Genomic DNA, 14,002 nt, shown 5'->3' on the forward strand with positions numbered 1-14,002 from the left:
CCCGCTCACCACAGGATCCCCAGAGGTTACACGATGAACTACCTGCCCTTGTTACTCCTGCTCTCCCTGCCCCTGGCGCACGCCGACGACGGCGACGACGCCCCGCTGATCATCAACGGCTGCACCATCGCCGAACACAGCCAATGCCCCGGCGCCAACCTCAAGGGCGCCAACCTGCGCAACCAGGACTTGAGCAAGATGAACCTGGCCGGCGCCGACCTGCGCGAGGCGGATCTGCGCCATGCCAACCTCGACCTGGCCAACCTGGAAAAAGCCCAGCTGCAAGGCGCCAACCTGACCCGCGCCAGCCTGCAACAGGCCAACCTGCGCCTGGCCAACTTCAGCGGCGCCACGCTGATGGCGATCCAGGGTTGGGGCCTGTTCGCCCAGGGCGCGCAGTTCGAAAACGCCAACCTCAGTGCGGCCTACCTGCAATTTGCGCGGCTGTCCGGGGCAAAAATGCACAAGGCCAACCTGCGTGCGGCCGACCTGGAGATGACCTGGCTGAGCAAGGCCGACCTGCAAGGCGCCGACCTCAGCGACGCCAACCTGCAGGAAGCCAAGTTCGGCGAGAGCAACCTGGAACAGGCCACCCTCACCGGCAGCCGTCAGCACTATGCGAATTTCCAGGATGCGAATATGGAGGGCTGCCAGGATTGCCCAACGACCTGGAATCGCTGAAACGACGCCATTGAAATGTGGGCTTTGTGCACACCCGGTTATCCAACCACCCGCACCACCCCCATATCGATCCCCAAGTGCACCAGCTCGGCATGGGAACTCACCTGCAATTTGCTCTTGAGCAAGGTCAGGTGATTGGACACAGTCTTGCTGCTGATATTCAGCTGGTCGGCAATCGTTCGGGTGGGCGTGCCCCTGGCCAGCATCAGGAAAATCTCCAGTTCACGTGGGGTCATGCCCTGCAAGCGTTGATCACCGGGGGTATAGGCCAGTTCGGTGGCCAGAGCCTGTTCGATGTAGGCGTGGCCGTCGAGGATGCGCCGCACCGCTTCGATCAACACTTCGGGTGCCGAGGTTTTGGTCAGGTAGCCAGAGGCCCCGGCATCCAGGGCCTGACGCACCAGGGGCAGTTCGTCGTGCATGCTGAAAAACAGCACGCGCAGGTGCGGCAGGCGCTGGCGCAGACGGCGGGTGGTTTCCAGGCCGCTGATGCCCGGCAAGCCGAAGTCCATGATCACCAGGTGCGGCAGCGCTTCCTGGACCCGGCTCAGCGCTTCTTCACCACTGGCCGCCTCGCGCACCTCAACGGCCGGCAGCAGCGCGCGCAGCAGGCTGGCATAGCCCTGGCGCACCACGGCGTGATCATCCACCAACAGAATATTCATGAAGCCTCCAACGGCATGTTCAACGCCAACGCCCAGCCGGCGCCGGGCTGGCTGATGATCTTCAATTCGCCGCCCAGGCAGCGGGCGCGTTCGGCCATCGAATACAGGCCCACACCCGGCCGCTGGGGCGTTTCTGCACCGCGACCGTTATCACGCACCCACAGGCGCAGGCGCGAACCGTGATGTTGCAGGCGCACGTGCACCTGGCTGGCGTCGGCATGCCGCAGGATGTTGGTCAGGGCTTCCTGGAGCAGGCGGTACAGATGGGTCTTGCTGGCGCCGGGCAACAGCGGCAGGTCCGTACTGACTTGCAGGTGGCAGGGAATGCCGTGGCTGGCCTGCCACTGCGTGACCAACATCGAAAACGCCTCGGCCATCGGCAGGTGTTGCAGGGCCACCGGATAGAGGTCGTGGACCAGCGCCCTGAAGCCTTGCTGCAAGTGCTCGCAGTGATCCTCCAATTGCGCCACCGTGGACGCCAGCAGATGCGGCTGGTCGGTAATCAGCCGCAACAGGCAGGCCTGGGCGCGAATGCCGGCCAGGTATTGGCCGAGGTCATCGTGCAGAGTCTGGGCCAGGTGGGTGCGCTCCTGCTCCTGCACTGCCAGCAGGGTCTGGGTGAGCCGGGTGTTATCGGTGCGCGCCTGCTCCAGGGCGTCGGTCATGCGGTTGAAGTGCAGCGCCAATTGCCGTGCTTCCGGCGCGCCTTCACTGCGCAGGCGCACGTTAAGCTGGCCGGCGCACACCTGTTGCAGCGCGCGCAGCAATTCATCCAGCACGCCCATGCCACGGCGCACTGCCCAGCGGATGGTCAACAGGCTCAGCACCAGGGCCAGGGCGCACAGGCCCAGCAGTTGCTGCAGGGAGTCCCAGACCTCGTCGATTTCATCCCGTGGGTCAACGGCGATGGACACGCGCCGACCGTCCGGCAAGTCCAGCACTTGGGCACTGCGTCGCGCCTCGGCAAACAGCAGGCGCCCGAGCCAGGCGTCCAGCCCGTCCGGCGCCGGCGCTTGCGCGGTGTCGCCGCTCGCCAGCCAGTGCACACGTACATGGCGCAAGCTCGCGGTGAGGTGGGGTTGCAGGCTGGCCGGGTCGCGCTCGGCGGTTTCGCTCAGGTAGTGCACCACCGCTTCGGCCGATTGCAGCTCGCGCTCCACATCGGCCAGGGCCTGGTGCAGCAACAGCGCGGTGCAGGCGCAGGTCACCAGGGCGAAGAAGCCGCACACCCACAGGTTGATGCGCCACAGGGCCGACAGGCCGGGCCGGGCGGTGAAAACGCGCATGCTCGTGTCACTCCTGTGAATGAGACCGGTAGGGACCCATGCTAAAACCGCACCCGCTGCGCGTGGCTACTACCTTGGTACTGCCCCAGCGCTACTTTCTGCATATTTGCAGCGACGTTCAGGGTTCCTATGCTGGCGCTACCTGTCATGGAGTGCCTTATGCGCCAGCTCGCCCCCTACGCCGTGATCTGCCTGCTGGCAATCGCCTGGGCCGCCACCGGCCAGGCCGCTGAAGCGCCCTTGCAGGTGCAGATCGGCTACCTGGGTTATCGGCCCGATCCGGGGCCGCTGCTGTCGAATGTGATTCCCGAGCCCGCCGATGCCGGGCAGCGCGGCGCTGAACTGGCGATCATCGACAGCAACAGCACCGGCGCCTTTCTCAACCAGCGCTACAGCCTGACGACCGCCACGGTAGACACCCCAGACGCCCTGCTCGCCGCCGCCCAAGCCCAGCATGCCCAGGGCCTGCGCCTGTTCGTGGTCAACGCGCCCGCCGCCAGCCTGCGCCAACTCAGCGCGGCGTTGCCCGACAGCCTGCTGTTCAATGCCGGCAGCCCGGATGACAGCCTGCGCAGCACCGACTGCCTGGGCAACGTGCTGCATACCCTGCCCAGCCGCGCGATGCTTGCCGATGCGCTGGCGCAGTTCCTGGTAGTGCGCAAATGGCAGAAAGCGCTGTTGATCGTCGGCCCCACCGAGGATGACCAGGCCTACGCCGCCGCCCTGCGTCGCGCCGCCAAACGCTTCGGCGTGCATCTGGTGGCGGAAAAAGCCTGGCGTATCGACAACGACCAACGCCGCAGCGCCCAGGCGGATATGCCGCTGTTCACCCAGACCGCCGAATACGACGTGGTGCTGGTGGCCGACGAGCGCGGCGACTTTGGCGAGTACGTGCCCTACCAGACCTGGTACCCGCGCCCCGTGGCCGGCACCCAGGGTCTGACGCCCACCGGCTGGCACAAAACCGTCGAGACCTACGGCGCCGCCCAATTGCAGAAACGCTTCGAGGCCCTGGCCGAGCGCTGGATGAACGACCGCGACTTCGCCGCCTGGATGGCCGTGCGCAGCATCGCCAGTGCAGTGAGCAAGTTGCGTCAGGTCGAGCCCATGGCGATCCGTCAACTGGAAATCAGCGAGCAACTGCCCCTGGATGGTTTCAAGGGCCGCAAGCTCAGCTACCGCCCCTGGAACGGCCAATTGCGCCAACCGATTCCCATCGTGCAACCCCGCGCGTTGGTCAGCACCTCGCCCCAGGACGGTTTCCTGCACCCCACCAACGAAATGGACAGCCTGGGCTATGACAAACCCGAGGTGACCTGCCGCTTCCCTTGATCACCTACCCACAATAATAAGGAATCCGCCATGCGCCGCACCCTGCTCTCATGCGCCCTGCTGCTTGCCGCCGGGCACGCCGTGGCCAATACCGCCTGGGTCTCCAACGAGAAAGACAACAGCCTGAGCCTGATCGACATGCAGACCCTGCAGGTCACCGACACCCTCAAGGTCGGCCAGCGTCCGCGAGGCTTGCTGCTGTCCCATGACAATAAGCTGCTGTACATCTGCGCCAGCGACTCGGACCGCGTGCAGGTGATGGACGTGGCCACGCGCAAGATCATCAAGGAACTGCCCTCCGGCAAAGACCCCGAGCAGTTCGCCCTGCACCCCAATAACCGCTGGCTGTACGTGTCCAACGAAGACGACGCGCTGGTCACCGTGATCGACACCGAAACCGCCAAGGTGCTCGGCCAGATCAACGTCGGCGTCGAACCCGAAGGCATGGCCGTGAGCCCGGATGGCAAGTGGGCGGTAAACACCAGCGAAACCACCAACATGCTGCACTGGATCGACACCAGCACCCAGACCCTGGCCGACAGCACCCTGGTGGACCAGCGCCCGCGCTTCGTCGAGTTCAACCACGATGGCTCGCAGCTGTGGGCCTCGGCGGAAATCGGCGGCACCGTGACCATCCTCGACGTAGCCAGCCGCGCGATCCTCAAGACCCTGACCTTCAAGATCAAGGGCGTGCACGCGGACAAAGTCCAGCCGGTCGGCATCAAGCTCAGCGCCGACGGCAAGTACGGCTTTGTCGCCCTCGGTCCGGCCAACCATGTGGCGGTGGTCGACGCCAAGACCTTCGAGGTCCTCGACTACCTGTTGGTGGGCCGCCGCGTGTGGCAGATGGCATTTACCCCGGACGAGAAACAGTTGCTGGCCACCAACGGCGTGAGCGGTGATGTGTCGGTGATCGATGTGGACAGCCTCAAGGTGATCAAGTCGGTGAAGGTCGGGCGTTATCCGTGGGGCGTGGTGGTCACGCCATGAACGCCCTGGAGGTGCGCGATGTGAGCTTCGCCTACGGCGCACGGCAGGCCTTGTGCGAGGTGAGTTTCAGCCTCGCACCGGGGCGCTTTGCGGCGCTGCTGGGGCCCAATGGCGCCGGTAAATCCACCTTGATCGCCCTGCTCACGCGGCTGTATGACCTGCAAAGCGGCGACATTCGCGTGGGCGGTCATTCCCTGCGTGAGGCGCCGCGTGCAGCCCTCACCCAGCTGGGTGTGGTGTTCCAGCAAAGCACCCTGGACCTGGATTTGAGCGTGGAACAGAACCTGCGCTACCACGCCGCGCTGCACGGTTTATCACGGCGCCAGACCGACCTGCGCGTAGCCGCCGAACTGGCACGCCAGGCCCTCACCGAACGGCGCCGCGAAAAAGTCCGCGAGCTCAACGGCGGGCATCGGCGCCGGGTGGAAATCGCCCGGGCGTTGCTGCATGAACCGCGCTTGCTGCTGTTGGATGAAGCCAGTGTCGGCCTCGACCCGGCCAGCCGCCTGGCGCTTAACCAGCACGTGCGCAGCCTGTGCCTCGAACAGGGCATCAGCGTGCTGTGGACCACCCACCTGCTCGACGAAGTACAGGCCGACGATGCGTTGATGATCCTGCATCAGGGCCGTCTGGTGGCCAGTGGGCAAGTCGATGCCTTGATCGCGCAACAAGGCGGCGACCTCGGCAGCGTGTTCGCGCGCTTGACGCGCCCCACCACGACGGGAGCTGCGGCATGAACGCTTACTGGCAATGCCTGCGCGGCATCGTCCTGCGCGAGTGGCTGCGCTTTGTGTTGCAGCGCACGCGGTTTCTCAGTGCGCTGGTGCGGCCATTGCTGTGGCTGCTGGTGTTCGCCGCCGGGTTCCGCGCCGCGTTGGGCATCTCGGTGATCGAACCCTACGACACCTACATCCCCTACGAGGTGTACATCATCCCGGGGCTGGCCTGCATGATCCTGCTGTTCAACGGCATGCAAGGCTCGCTGTCGATGGTCTACGACCGCGAGATGGGCAGCATGCGCGTGCTGCTGACCAGCCCGTTGCCGCGCACGTTTTTGCTGTGCAGCAAGCTGTTGGCCACCGCGCTGATTTCGCTGTTGCAGGTGTATGGGTTCCTGGCGATCGCCTGGGTGTACGGCGTGCAACCGCCGCCCATGGGACTGTTGATCGCCCTGCCGGCGTTGCTGCTGGTGGCCTTGATGTTGAGCGCCCTGGGCCTGTTGCTGTCGAACGCGATTCGCCAGTTGGAGAACTTTGCCGGGGTGATGAACTTCGTGATCTTCCCGCTGTTTTTCCTGTCGTCGGCGCTGTACCCGTTGTGGAAGATGCGCGACTCCAGCGAATGGCTGTACTGGCTGTGCGCGGTCAACCCGTTTACCCACGCCGTGGAGCTGGTGCGCTTTGCCCTGTACGAACGCTTCGCCGGCCCGGCCTTGGCAGTGTGCCTGGGCTTGACCGTGCTGTTCGCGGTGTTGGCGGTGCTGACGTTCAATCCCCAGCATGCGGCGTTGCGCAAAAAGGGCTGAAGGCGGCAAAAACTACTACTTTAGTACTGGTTTTCCTGTCTATCGTCGCATTCCCAAGGGCTCGGGACTCACGTGTAATGCGCGCATAACGATAAGGATCGCCCTGCCATGCTGTACGCCCGACTGCCTCTGTTGGCACTGCTGTGCCTGTTCGTCGCTAACGTTCAGGCCGACACTCCACTGTTTTCCGCCGACGGCTACCGCATCAGCCTGTACCGCAGCCCCACGCCCGACCACCTGCCAGGCGCCACGATTGTCGACACTGCGGCCCTGCAAACCCTGCTCAGCCAAACACCCGCGCCCGTGCTGATCGACGTGTACCGCCGCCAGTGGCTGCAAGGGCGCTTCATCGAAGACCAGCCCCACGCCAACCTGCCCGGCAGCCACTGGCTGGCCAATACCGGCGACGGCGACCTGACGCCGGAGTGGCAAAGCTATTTCGTGCGCCACTTGTATACCTACAGCGGCGGCGACCTCAAGCGACCGTTGGTCTTCTATTGCCGCGCCGATTGCTGGCTGAGTTGGAACGCGGTAAAACGTGCCGCCAACCTCGGCTATACCTCTGTGTACTGGTATCGCGACGGCCTGGATGCCTGGGAAGCGGCGAAGCTGCCGGTGACGGTCGCCCAACCCGAGCCATTTCAAACATCACAATAAGAAAGGTGAACGGCCATGTACAAAATCCTGATTGCCGACGATCACCCACTGTTTCGCGAAGCGATCCATAACGTCATCAGCGACGGCTTTCCCGGCAGCGAAGTGATGGAAACCGCCGACCTCGACAGCGCCCTGGCGCTGACCCAGGAACACGACGACCTCGACCTGATCCTGCTCGACCTGAACATGCCCGGCATGCACGGCCTCAATGGCCTGATCAACCTGCGCAACGAGGCGCCGACCATTCCGGTGGTGATCGTCTCGGCCGAGCAGGACAAGCAGGTCGTGCTGCAAGCCATCACCTATGGCGCCGTGGGTTTTATCACCAAATCCTCGCCGCGCCTGCAAATGACCGAGGCGATCCAGCAGATTCTCAACGGCAACGTGTACCTGCCGCCGGACATCATCCGCACCCAGAAGCCCGGCACCCACCGGCGCCTCAACGAAAACCCCGGCTTCGCCCCCGAACTGCTGCAAGCCCTGACACGCAAGCAATTGCTGGTGCTGGAACGCATGACCAAGGGCGAGTCGAACAAACAGATCGCGTACACCCTGGAAATTGCCGAGACCACGGTAAAGGCCCACGTGTCGGCGATCCTGCGCAAGTTGAACGTGCATAACCGGGTGCAGGCGATCCTCAGTGCCGGGGATATCGATTTCGGCTCGTACCTGCGCCGCTGACCCGTCTGACACAACACAAATCAAATGTGGGAGGGGGCTTGCTCCCGATGGCGGTGCATCAGTCAGTTATGATGTCGACTGACCCACCGCTATCGGGGGCAAGCCCCCTCCCACACTGGATCTCCGTTTGTCAGGGCCGGCCGAGTAAGTGGCTCATGGCAGTCTTGAGCTTGATCAGACGTACCTGCGCCGCCAATCTTCCAGGCACAACACTGGTCAAATGTGGGAGGGGGCTTGCCCCCGATAGCAGTGGACCAGTCGACATCTGCTTGGCTGAAACACCGCCATCGGGGGCAAGCCCCCTCCCACATTGGTTCTCCGTTTATCAGGGCCGGCCGAGTAAGTGGCTCATGGCAGTCTTGAGCTTGATCAGGCGTACCTGCGCCGCCAATCTTCCAGGCACAACACTGGTCAAATGTGGGAGGGGGCTTGCTCCCGATAGCAGTGGACCAGTCGACATCTGCTTGGCTGAAACACCGCCATCGGGGGCAAGCCCCTCCCACATTGGTTCTCCGTTTATCAGGGCCGGCCGAGTAAGTGGCTCATGGCAGTCTTGAGCTTGATCAGACGTACCTGCGCCACCAATCTTCCAGGCACAACACTGGTCAAATGTGGGAGGGGGCTTGCTCCCGATGGCGGTGCATCAGTCAGTTATGATGTCGACTGACCCACCGCTATCGGGGGCAAGCCCCCTCCGACATTTTGATATCCACTTGTGGGTATTTCGCCGTTCATTTGCCGAGCAGGTGGCTCATGGCGGTCTTGAGTTTCATTGGGCGTACCGGCTTGTGCATCAAGGTGTGCCCCAACTCACGGATCTGCAGCTTCAACTCGTTGCTGTAGTTGGCGGTGATCATCAGCGCCGGTATCGCGCGGCCGCGGCGTCCATTGATGCGGGCGACGGCGTCGACGCCGTTCTGGTCGTCGTCGAGGTGGTAGTCGGCGATCAGCAAGTCGGCTTCGGCATGGTAGTTGTCCACCTGCCGTGCCAGGTCTTGCTCCGACAACGCCGTGATCACCTGGCAGCCCCAGCCTTCCAGCAAGGTGCGCATGCCCGCGCAGATCGCCGCGTCGTTATCCAGCACCCACACCCGTGCGCCTTGCAGGCGTTCGAGCATCGGTTCGCTCATGGCCAGCATTGGCAGCGACTTGGGCGCCGTGGCGCTCAACGGCACCTCCACCGAGAACATCGAGCCCTTGCCCGGCCAGGATTTGACGCTGATGCGATGACCCAGGATCCCGGCGATCTTTTCCACAATCGCCAGCCCCAGGCCCAACCCACGGTCCTGGTCGGGCCGCTGCACATCGCCGCGCTTGAACTCCTGGAAAATCTCCTCCAACCGCTCCTCGGCGATGCCCATGCCGCTGTCCCATACCTGGATCAACAAACGCTGATGCTGACGGCGACAGCCCAGCACCACACGGCCCTTGTAGGTGTAGCGAATCGCGTTGCTCAACAGGTTGCGCAGAATCCGCGCCAGCAACTGAATATCGCTGCGCACCAGCGCCGAACAGCCGACAAAATGCAATTCGAGGCCCTCGCTGCGGGCCAATTCGGTGTACTCGGCGGCCAGGTTGTCGAGCAGTTCACTCAGGGCAAACGGCGCGATGTCGGCCTTGATCACCCCGGCATCCAGCTTGGAGATATCCACCAGGGTGCCCAGCAGGTTTTCCACGTCTTCCAGGGAGTTGCTCACGTTGCGCACCAACGTTTCGCTGGGCCGCTCCAGCAGCGCGCTGGTAAACAGGCGCGCCGCATTCAAAGGTTGCAGCAGGTCATGGCTGACGGCGGCGAGGAATTTGGTTTTTGACAGGTTGGCCTGCTCGGCCTCGAGCTTGGCTTCACGCAGGCGCGCCTCCACGCGGCGGCGCTCGTCGATCTCCTGCAATAACTGGTCGTTGAGCGCGGTCAGTTCCGAGGTGCGCTGGGCCACGCGTTGCTCCAGGTGCTGATAGGCCTGGTGCAGGGCTTCGGCGGTGCGGCGGCGTTCGGTGATGTCGCGGATCAGCACGAAGATCCCCACCACTTCGCCGCTGGCCAGCATATTCGGCACATAGGAACGCAGCATGTAGCGCTCCTGGTTATTGATGTTGGTCTCGGCGAATTCAAAGGTCACGCTCTCCCCCGCCAGGGCGCGGGCGACGTAGGCATCCAGGCGCTGGCAGTGCTGCTCGCTGTGGACTTCGCGCAGGCTCTGGCCGAGCATCATGCCGCGCGGCCAGCAATACCATTCTTCATAGACTTTGTTGGTGAACTCGTAGACCAGGTCGGCATTCAGGTAGCCGATCAGGGCCGGGACGTTATCGGTGATCAGGCGAATCCAGCGTTCGCTTTCCTGGGCCTTTTGCGCCGCCGCCTGTTCGCCGCGCAGGGTTTCGGCGCGCAGCCGCGCGTTGATCAGCAAATGGTTGCTGGCCTTGAGTTCGGCCATCGCCTGGTTCAGCGCGTCGGTGCGTTCGCGCACTTGCTCGGCCAGCACCACCGAATGCTGAAAGGTGGTGTAAGGGTTATTGCCCTGGACCATGCCGGACTCGATGCGCTCGATCAGCGCCGCGTTGATCCGCGCCAGCTTGTGGTTGTCCTGTTGCAGCTGGGCAACCTGGGCGAGCAGTTCAGCGCCGACCTCGGGCAATGGCGACTCCAGTGAAGGTCTGGTTGATATGCATGCCATTGAACTGTTCTCCGTAGGTGTTGAAGCCCATCACCCGCTGGTCACGCAGGAAACCGCCGATCTGTTCCAGATTGTCGCTGTCTTCCAACTCCAGGCGGCGCAGGAAGCAGTCGCAGCCGATGGTCAACAGCAGGTCGCCCAGGCGCGCTTGCAGGCCGTCGAACAGGGTTTGCAGGTTTGGCAGGATCGGCCCGGGTTTCATCACGGTGAGGACAATGCCGTTTTCCACCGCGCAGTAGAAACTCAGGCTCAGATCGTCGTGCACTTGCTGGATCGCCCGCACGTAGTACTGGTCGTGGATGCGCACTGCCAACGGGTGCGCCGCGAAGACGCGGTGATCGAGGTCGGCCACGGCCACGCCGATATGCCGCGCGTACTCTTCGGCGGCGGGTTCGGCGTTGAGCTCGAAGACCCGGCGCGACGGGCTGTCGGCGCCGGTCACCACCAGTTTTTCGCTGCGCGGCAGGATGTGGTGGGTGGTGAACACCTCGAAATCCAGCCAGGTATTGACCAGCACCACCACCGCCGCGCCGCTGTGGAAGGCGCCGTTGAAGTACACGTGGGTGTGGGTGAGGAAGTTGTCGTCACCGGCCGAACCGCCGAAATGCGGAATGTCGCCGAGCGCCGCGCTGAGGGCGGCGAGCACCACCTCTTCACGGCTGGACAGGCCATCGAGCAGGGTCAGGGCGAAGGTGTTGCCCTTGATCGGCGCCAGGGTATTGCTGCGGCAACCGCCGACCAGACGTTCGACCATCTGCTGGGCGTCGATCAGGCTGAAGTGTTCCACCTGGTCGATCAGCTCCGTGGCGATGGAAAAGTGCGCGTGGTTAAAGCCCATTGCCGTCACGCAATTGCGGCCGTAGCCCTGGGGCGTGATCTCGCCGGCGCTGGTGCAGCCCACTACGCGCACGTTGCCGAAACATTCTTGCAGGGCGTGGCCCAGGGCCTGCAGGTCGTAGGAGGCCGAGCAGAAAAACAGCACGAAGCCCAGGTACGGATGCAACAGTTGCCGCGCCAACTCCTCGGCGGCCTGTCCGGCATCGGTGGCCTGGGACATGGCACTGACTACGCCTTCACTGTTATGCATCGTTACCTCCCCCTCTGAGGCATGAGTGTACGAAGGGCGGAGGGTGGGACCTATGCTACTTGGGTACTGGGTGGGGGGATGCGATGGGATGAATCGCTCAAAAACAAGGGAGATTCAAATGTGGGAGGGGGCTTGCCCCCGATGCAGTGGGTCAGCCAAAAATAAGCTGACTGGCCCACCGCTATCGGGGGCAAGCCCCCTCCCACATTTGGATTGCATTTCAGGTTCAAAGCACGGCGTTGACCAGCATGCCAATCGCCACCAGCACACACAGGCTGGCAAACCCCACCTGCAAGGTGCGTGCGGCAATCACCGAGCACAGGCGCCGGCCGATCAGCATGCCGACGATACTCGCCGCGATGAACACCCAGCCCACGGGTTCGATGCGCACCCCGGCATGGAACGCGCCGGCCACGCCGATCAGCGAAATCAGGCTGATCACCATCAGCGACGTGGCGACGATGCCACGCATCTGCACGTCGGTGAGTTGCTTGAACGCCGGCACGATCAAAAAGCCGCCGCCCACCCCGAGCAAACCCGAGACCGCCCCCGTCACCGCGCCCAGTGCAGCCAGGGTGGCGCTGCATTTGGCGGTCCAGGCCAGGCGCCCGGTCTGTTGATTGAGCATGCAGTTCTTCTGGCCCCAGGACGCCGCGCCATGGTCACTCGGCCCGGCCTCGAGCTTTTCGCGCTGCAACATGCGCCAGGCCACCAGCACCATCAATGCACTGAACAGCCCCATCAGCACCGGCTCCGGCAACTGGTGGGCGAGAAACACCCCCAGCGGCGAAAACAGCGCGCCGAGCAAAGCGATCAACAGCGCGGCGCGGTAACGCACCAGGCCGTGGCGTAACCCGTCAATCGCCCCGACGGCCGCTGCCGCGCCCACCGCCAGCAACGACACCGGCGCGGCCTGGGTCATCGTCAAGCCCAACCCCAGCACCAACGCCGGCACCCCGAGGATGCCGCCGCCCGCGCCGGTCAGGCCCATGACCAGGCCCATCAACATCCCCAACACACTGGCCAGCAGCATTTAATCCACCTTGCTCAGACGGGTCAGCCACTCGCGGCCCTTGAGCATGCCGTTCCAGTAGAACCACGGCAGCCAGGTCGCCTTGAGAAACCACATCGAACGGCGCGCCCGGGTCGGGTCGAGGGGAAAGGTCGGCAGCAACTTGCCGCCGTAGCCGAACTCGGCCAATACCACCTTGCCCTTCTCCACCGTCAGCGGGCACGAGCCATAGCCGTCGTACTTGAGCGGCAGCGGCGCCTGTCTGCGCAGGGCCAGCAGGTTTTCGGCGACCACCACGATTTGCTTGCGCACGGCGGCGGCGGTCTTGGCGTTGCTGGTGCCGCACACATCGCCCAGGCCGAAGATCTGCGGATAGCGCAGGTGCTGCAGGCTGTGGGGGTTCACCTCGCACCAGCCGGCAGCGTCGGCCAGCGGGCTTTGGCGGATAAACTCCGGGGCAACTTGCGGCGGCACCACGTGCAGCAGGTCGAAGGATTTTTCCTCGAGCGTGACGTTGCCCTCGGCATCCTTCACCTCGAACCAGGCCTTGCGCGCCGGGCCGTCGACCTTGACCAGGTTGGCGTTGAACGCCAGGCGCGCGTTGTATTTCTCCACGTATTTCATCAACGGCGGCACAAAGGTCGCCACGCCGAACAGCGCCGCGCCGGCCAGGTTGAACTCGACGTCGATGTGTTTAAGGTCGCCCTGCCTGAGCCAGTGATCGCAGGACAGGTACATGGCCTTTTGCGGCGCACCCGCGCATTTGATCGGCATGGCCGGCTGGGTAAAGATCGCCTTGCCGCCCTTGAGTTGCTGCACCAGTTGCCAGGTGTAGGCGGCGCTTTCGTAGCTGTAATTGGAGGTGACGCCGTGCTGGCCAAGGGTCTCTTCCAGGCCTTCGACCTTCTCCCAGGCAAGGCGCAGGCCCGGGCAGACGATCAGGTTGTTCCAAGTGACGCGCTGGCCGCTGTCGAGCACCAGGGTGCGCTCGTCCGGCGACAGTTCGGTGACGGCGGCCTGCACCCAGGTGACGCCATTGGGCAGCACATCGGCCAGGGGGCGTCGGGTCTTTTTCAGGTCGTAGGCACCGCCGCCGACCAGGGTCCAGGCCGGCTGGTAGCAGTGATGGTCGCTGGGTTCGATGAGGGTGATGTTCAGGTCGGGGTCGCGCTTGAGCAGGCTGGCCAGCAGGCCGATGCCTGCCGAACCGCCGCCGATGACGACGATATCGCCACTGATGGTTGGCCCCCAGTGTTGGTCGGTCATGGTCTATTGCCTTTTATCGTCAATGCACACAAGGGTCGCTGCCGTATGGCATCACGCCCAGCGATGGGTCGATGCTTTGCCTCGAATCGTTTTTTTGCCTTAAGCTCGCAAGCCTATGTGGAAAACATCTCGAATGTAACCCGCAATT

13 protein-coding genes are annotated in these 14,002 nt (G+C 63.7%); 7 read left to right on the forward strand and 6 right to left on the reverse strand.

The window, feature by feature from the left end:
- The first annotated feature begins 33 nt into the window (after window positions 1-33).
- Window positions 34-681 carry a pentapeptide repeat-containing protein gene (locus HCF10_RS13510; RefSeq protein WP_131698167.1) on the forward strand — a complete coding sequence of 216 codons (648 nt, stop codon included), beginning with the start codon at window positions 34-36 and terminating at the stop codon, window positions 679-681.
- Window positions 682-719: 38 nt separating this feature from the next.
- On the opposite strand, the gene HCF10_RS13515 is transcribed toward HCF10_RS13510, so the two are convergent.
- Complete coding sequence (locus HCF10_RS13515) at window positions 720-1,346, reverse strand: response regulator transcription factor (RefSeq protein WP_145336167.1); 627 nt, start codon at window positions 1,344-1,346, stop codon at window positions 720-722.
- Window positions 1,343-2,605, reverse strand: coding sequence for a sensor histidine kinase (locus HCF10_RS13520; protein WP_131698281.1), 1,263 nt, complete (start codon window positions 2,603-2,605; stop codon window positions 1,343-1,345). Before HCF10_RS13520 ends, HCF10_RS13515 begins: the two co-directional genes overlap by 4 nt.
- Window positions 2,606-2,791: 186 nt before the next feature.
- Between HCF10_RS13520 and HCF10_RS13525 the strand changes: the two genes are divergently transcribed.
- From HCF10_RS13525 to HCF10_RS13550, 6 genes are all read left to right on the forward strand, one after another.
- Window positions 2,792-3,964, forward strand: a complete 1,173-nt coding sequence (locus HCF10_RS13525; protein ID WP_167655727.1) for an ABC transporter substrate-binding protein — start codon at window positions 2,792-2,794, stop codon at window positions 3,962-3,964.
- Window positions 3,965-3,994: 30 nt separating this feature from the next.
- A complete protein-coding gene (locus HCF10_RS13530) occupies window positions 3,995-4,954 on the forward strand; it encodes a YVTN family beta-propeller repeat protein (protein WP_167655728.1) in 960 nt (319 codons plus the stop codon).
- Window positions 4,951-5,691, forward strand: a complete 741-nt coding sequence (locus HCF10_RS13535) for an ABC transporter ATP-binding protein (RefSeq protein WP_167655729.1) — start codon at window positions 4,951-4,953, stop codon at window positions 5,689-5,691. Before HCF10_RS13530 ends, HCF10_RS13535 begins: the two co-directional genes overlap by 4 nt.
- Window positions 5,688-6,479: an ABC transporter permease gene (locus tag HCF10_RS13540; RefSeq protein ID WP_167655730.1), complete on the forward strand. Its 792-nt coding sequence runs from the start codon at window positions 5,688-5,690 to the stop codon at window positions 6,477-6,479. The genes HCF10_RS13535 and HCF10_RS13540 overlap by 4 nt, the downstream gene beginning before the upstream one ends.
- Before the next feature lie 108 nt (window positions 6,480-6,587).
- Window positions 6,588-7,136, forward strand: coding sequence for a PQQ-dependent catabolism-associated CXXCW motif protein (locus HCF10_RS13545; RefSeq protein WP_131698171.1), 549 nt, complete (start codon window positions 6,588-6,590; stop codon window positions 7,134-7,136).
- A gap of 15 nt (window positions 7,137-7,151) precedes the next feature.
- A complete protein-coding gene (locus tag HCF10_RS13550) occupies window positions 7,152-7,817 on the forward strand; it encodes a response regulator transcription factor (protein ID WP_010209341.1) in 666 nt (221 codons plus the stop codon).
- A gap of 731 nt (window positions 7,818-8,548) precedes the next feature.
- On the opposite strand, the gene HCF10_RS13555 is transcribed toward HCF10_RS13550, so the two are convergent.
- The 4 genes from HCF10_RS13555 to HCF10_RS13570 all read right to left on the reverse strand — a co-directional run bounded on the left by HCF10_RS13555 (window position 8,549) and on the right by HCF10_RS13570 (window position 13,854).
- The gene (locus tag HCF10_RS13555; protein ID WP_131698172.1) at window positions 8,549-10,489 is read right to left on the reverse strand and encodes a PAS domain-containing hybrid sensor histidine kinase/response regulator; all 1,941 of its coding nucleotides are present in this window, start codon (window positions 10,487-10,489) and stop codon (window positions 8,549-8,551) included.
- Entirely contained in the window at window positions 10,431-11,576 is a 1,146-nt protein-coding gene (gene nosP / locus HCF10_RS13560; RefSeq protein ID WP_131698173.1) for a nitric oxide-sensing protein NosP, read from the reverse strand. The genes HCF10_RS13555 and nosP overlap by 59 nt, the downstream gene beginning before the upstream one ends.
- A 226-nt stretch (window positions 11,577-11,802) precedes the next feature.
- On the reverse strand, window positions 11,803-12,609 hold the full coding sequence (locus HCF10_RS13565) for a sulfite exporter TauE/SafE family protein (protein WP_131698174.1): 807 nt from the start codon (window positions 12,607-12,609) through the stop codon (window positions 11,803-11,805).
- Window positions 12,610-13,854 carry an NAD(P)/FAD-dependent oxidoreductase gene (locus HCF10_RS13570; protein WP_167655731.1) on the reverse strand — a complete coding sequence of 415 codons (1,245 nt, stop codon included), beginning with the start codon at window positions 13,852-13,854 and terminating at the stop codon, window positions 12,610-12,612.
- Window positions 13,855-14,002 lie beyond the last annotated feature (148 nt).

It is taken from the genome of Pseudomonas sp. B14(2022), from assembly GCF_012030485.1.
Classification (GTDB): Bacteria; Pseudomonadota; Gammaproteobacteria; order Pseudomonadales; family Pseudomonadaceae; genus Aquipseudomonas.

What these genes read in the sequence shown, in the direction of transcription:
- HCF10_RS13540 (WP_167655730.1), top strand. Translation starts at nt 5,688, where the DNA reads ATGAACGCTTACTGGCAATGCCTGCGCGGCATCGTCCTGCGCGAGTGG.
- HCF10_RS13515 (WP_145336167.1), bottom strand. Translation starts at nt 1,346, where the DNA reads ATGAATATTCTGTTGGTGGATGATCACGCCGTGGTGCGCCAGGGCTAT.
- HCF10_RS13510 (WP_131698167.1), top strand. Translation starts at nt 34, where the DNA reads ATGAACTACCTGCCCTTGTTACTCCTGCTCTCCCTGCCCCTGGCGCAC.
- HCF10_RS13535 (WP_167655729.1), top strand. Translation starts at nt 4,951, where the DNA reads ATGAACGCCCTGGAGGTGCGCGATGTGAGCTTCGCCTACGGCGCACGG.
- HCF10_RS13545 (WP_131698171.1), top strand. Translation starts at nt 6,588, where the DNA reads ATGCTGTACGCCCGACTGCCTCTGTTGGCACTGCTGTGCCTGTTCGTC.
- HCF10_RS13565 (WP_131698174.1), bottom strand. Translation starts at nt 12,609, where the DNA reads ATGCTGCTGGCCAGTGTGTTGGGGATGTTGATGGGCCTGGTCATGGGC.
- HCF10_RS13555 (WP_131698172.1), bottom strand. Translation starts at nt 10,489, where the DNA reads ATGGCATGCATATCAACCAGACCTTCACTGGAGTCGCCATTGCCCGAG.
- HCF10_RS13525 (WP_167655727.1), top strand. Translation starts at nt 2,792, where the DNA reads ATGCGCCAGCTCGCCCCCTACGCCGTGATCTGCCTGCTGGCAATCGCC.
- HCF10_RS13550 (WP_010209341.1), top strand. Translation starts at nt 7,152, where the DNA reads ATGTACAAAATCCTGATTGCCGACGATCACCCACTGTTTCGCGAAGCG.
- nosP (WP_131698173.1), bottom strand. Translation starts at nt 11,576, where the DNA reads ATGCATAACAGTGAAGGCGTAGTCAGTGCCATGTCCCAGGCCACCGAT.
- HCF10_RS13570 (WP_167655731.1), bottom strand. Translation starts at nt 13,854, where the DNA reads ATGACCGACCAACACTGGGGGCCAACCATCAGTGGCGATATCGTCGTC.
- HCF10_RS13530 (WP_167655728.1), top strand. Translation starts at nt 3,995, where the DNA reads ATGCGCCGCACCCTGCTCTCATGCGCCCTGCTGCTTGCCGCCGGGCAC.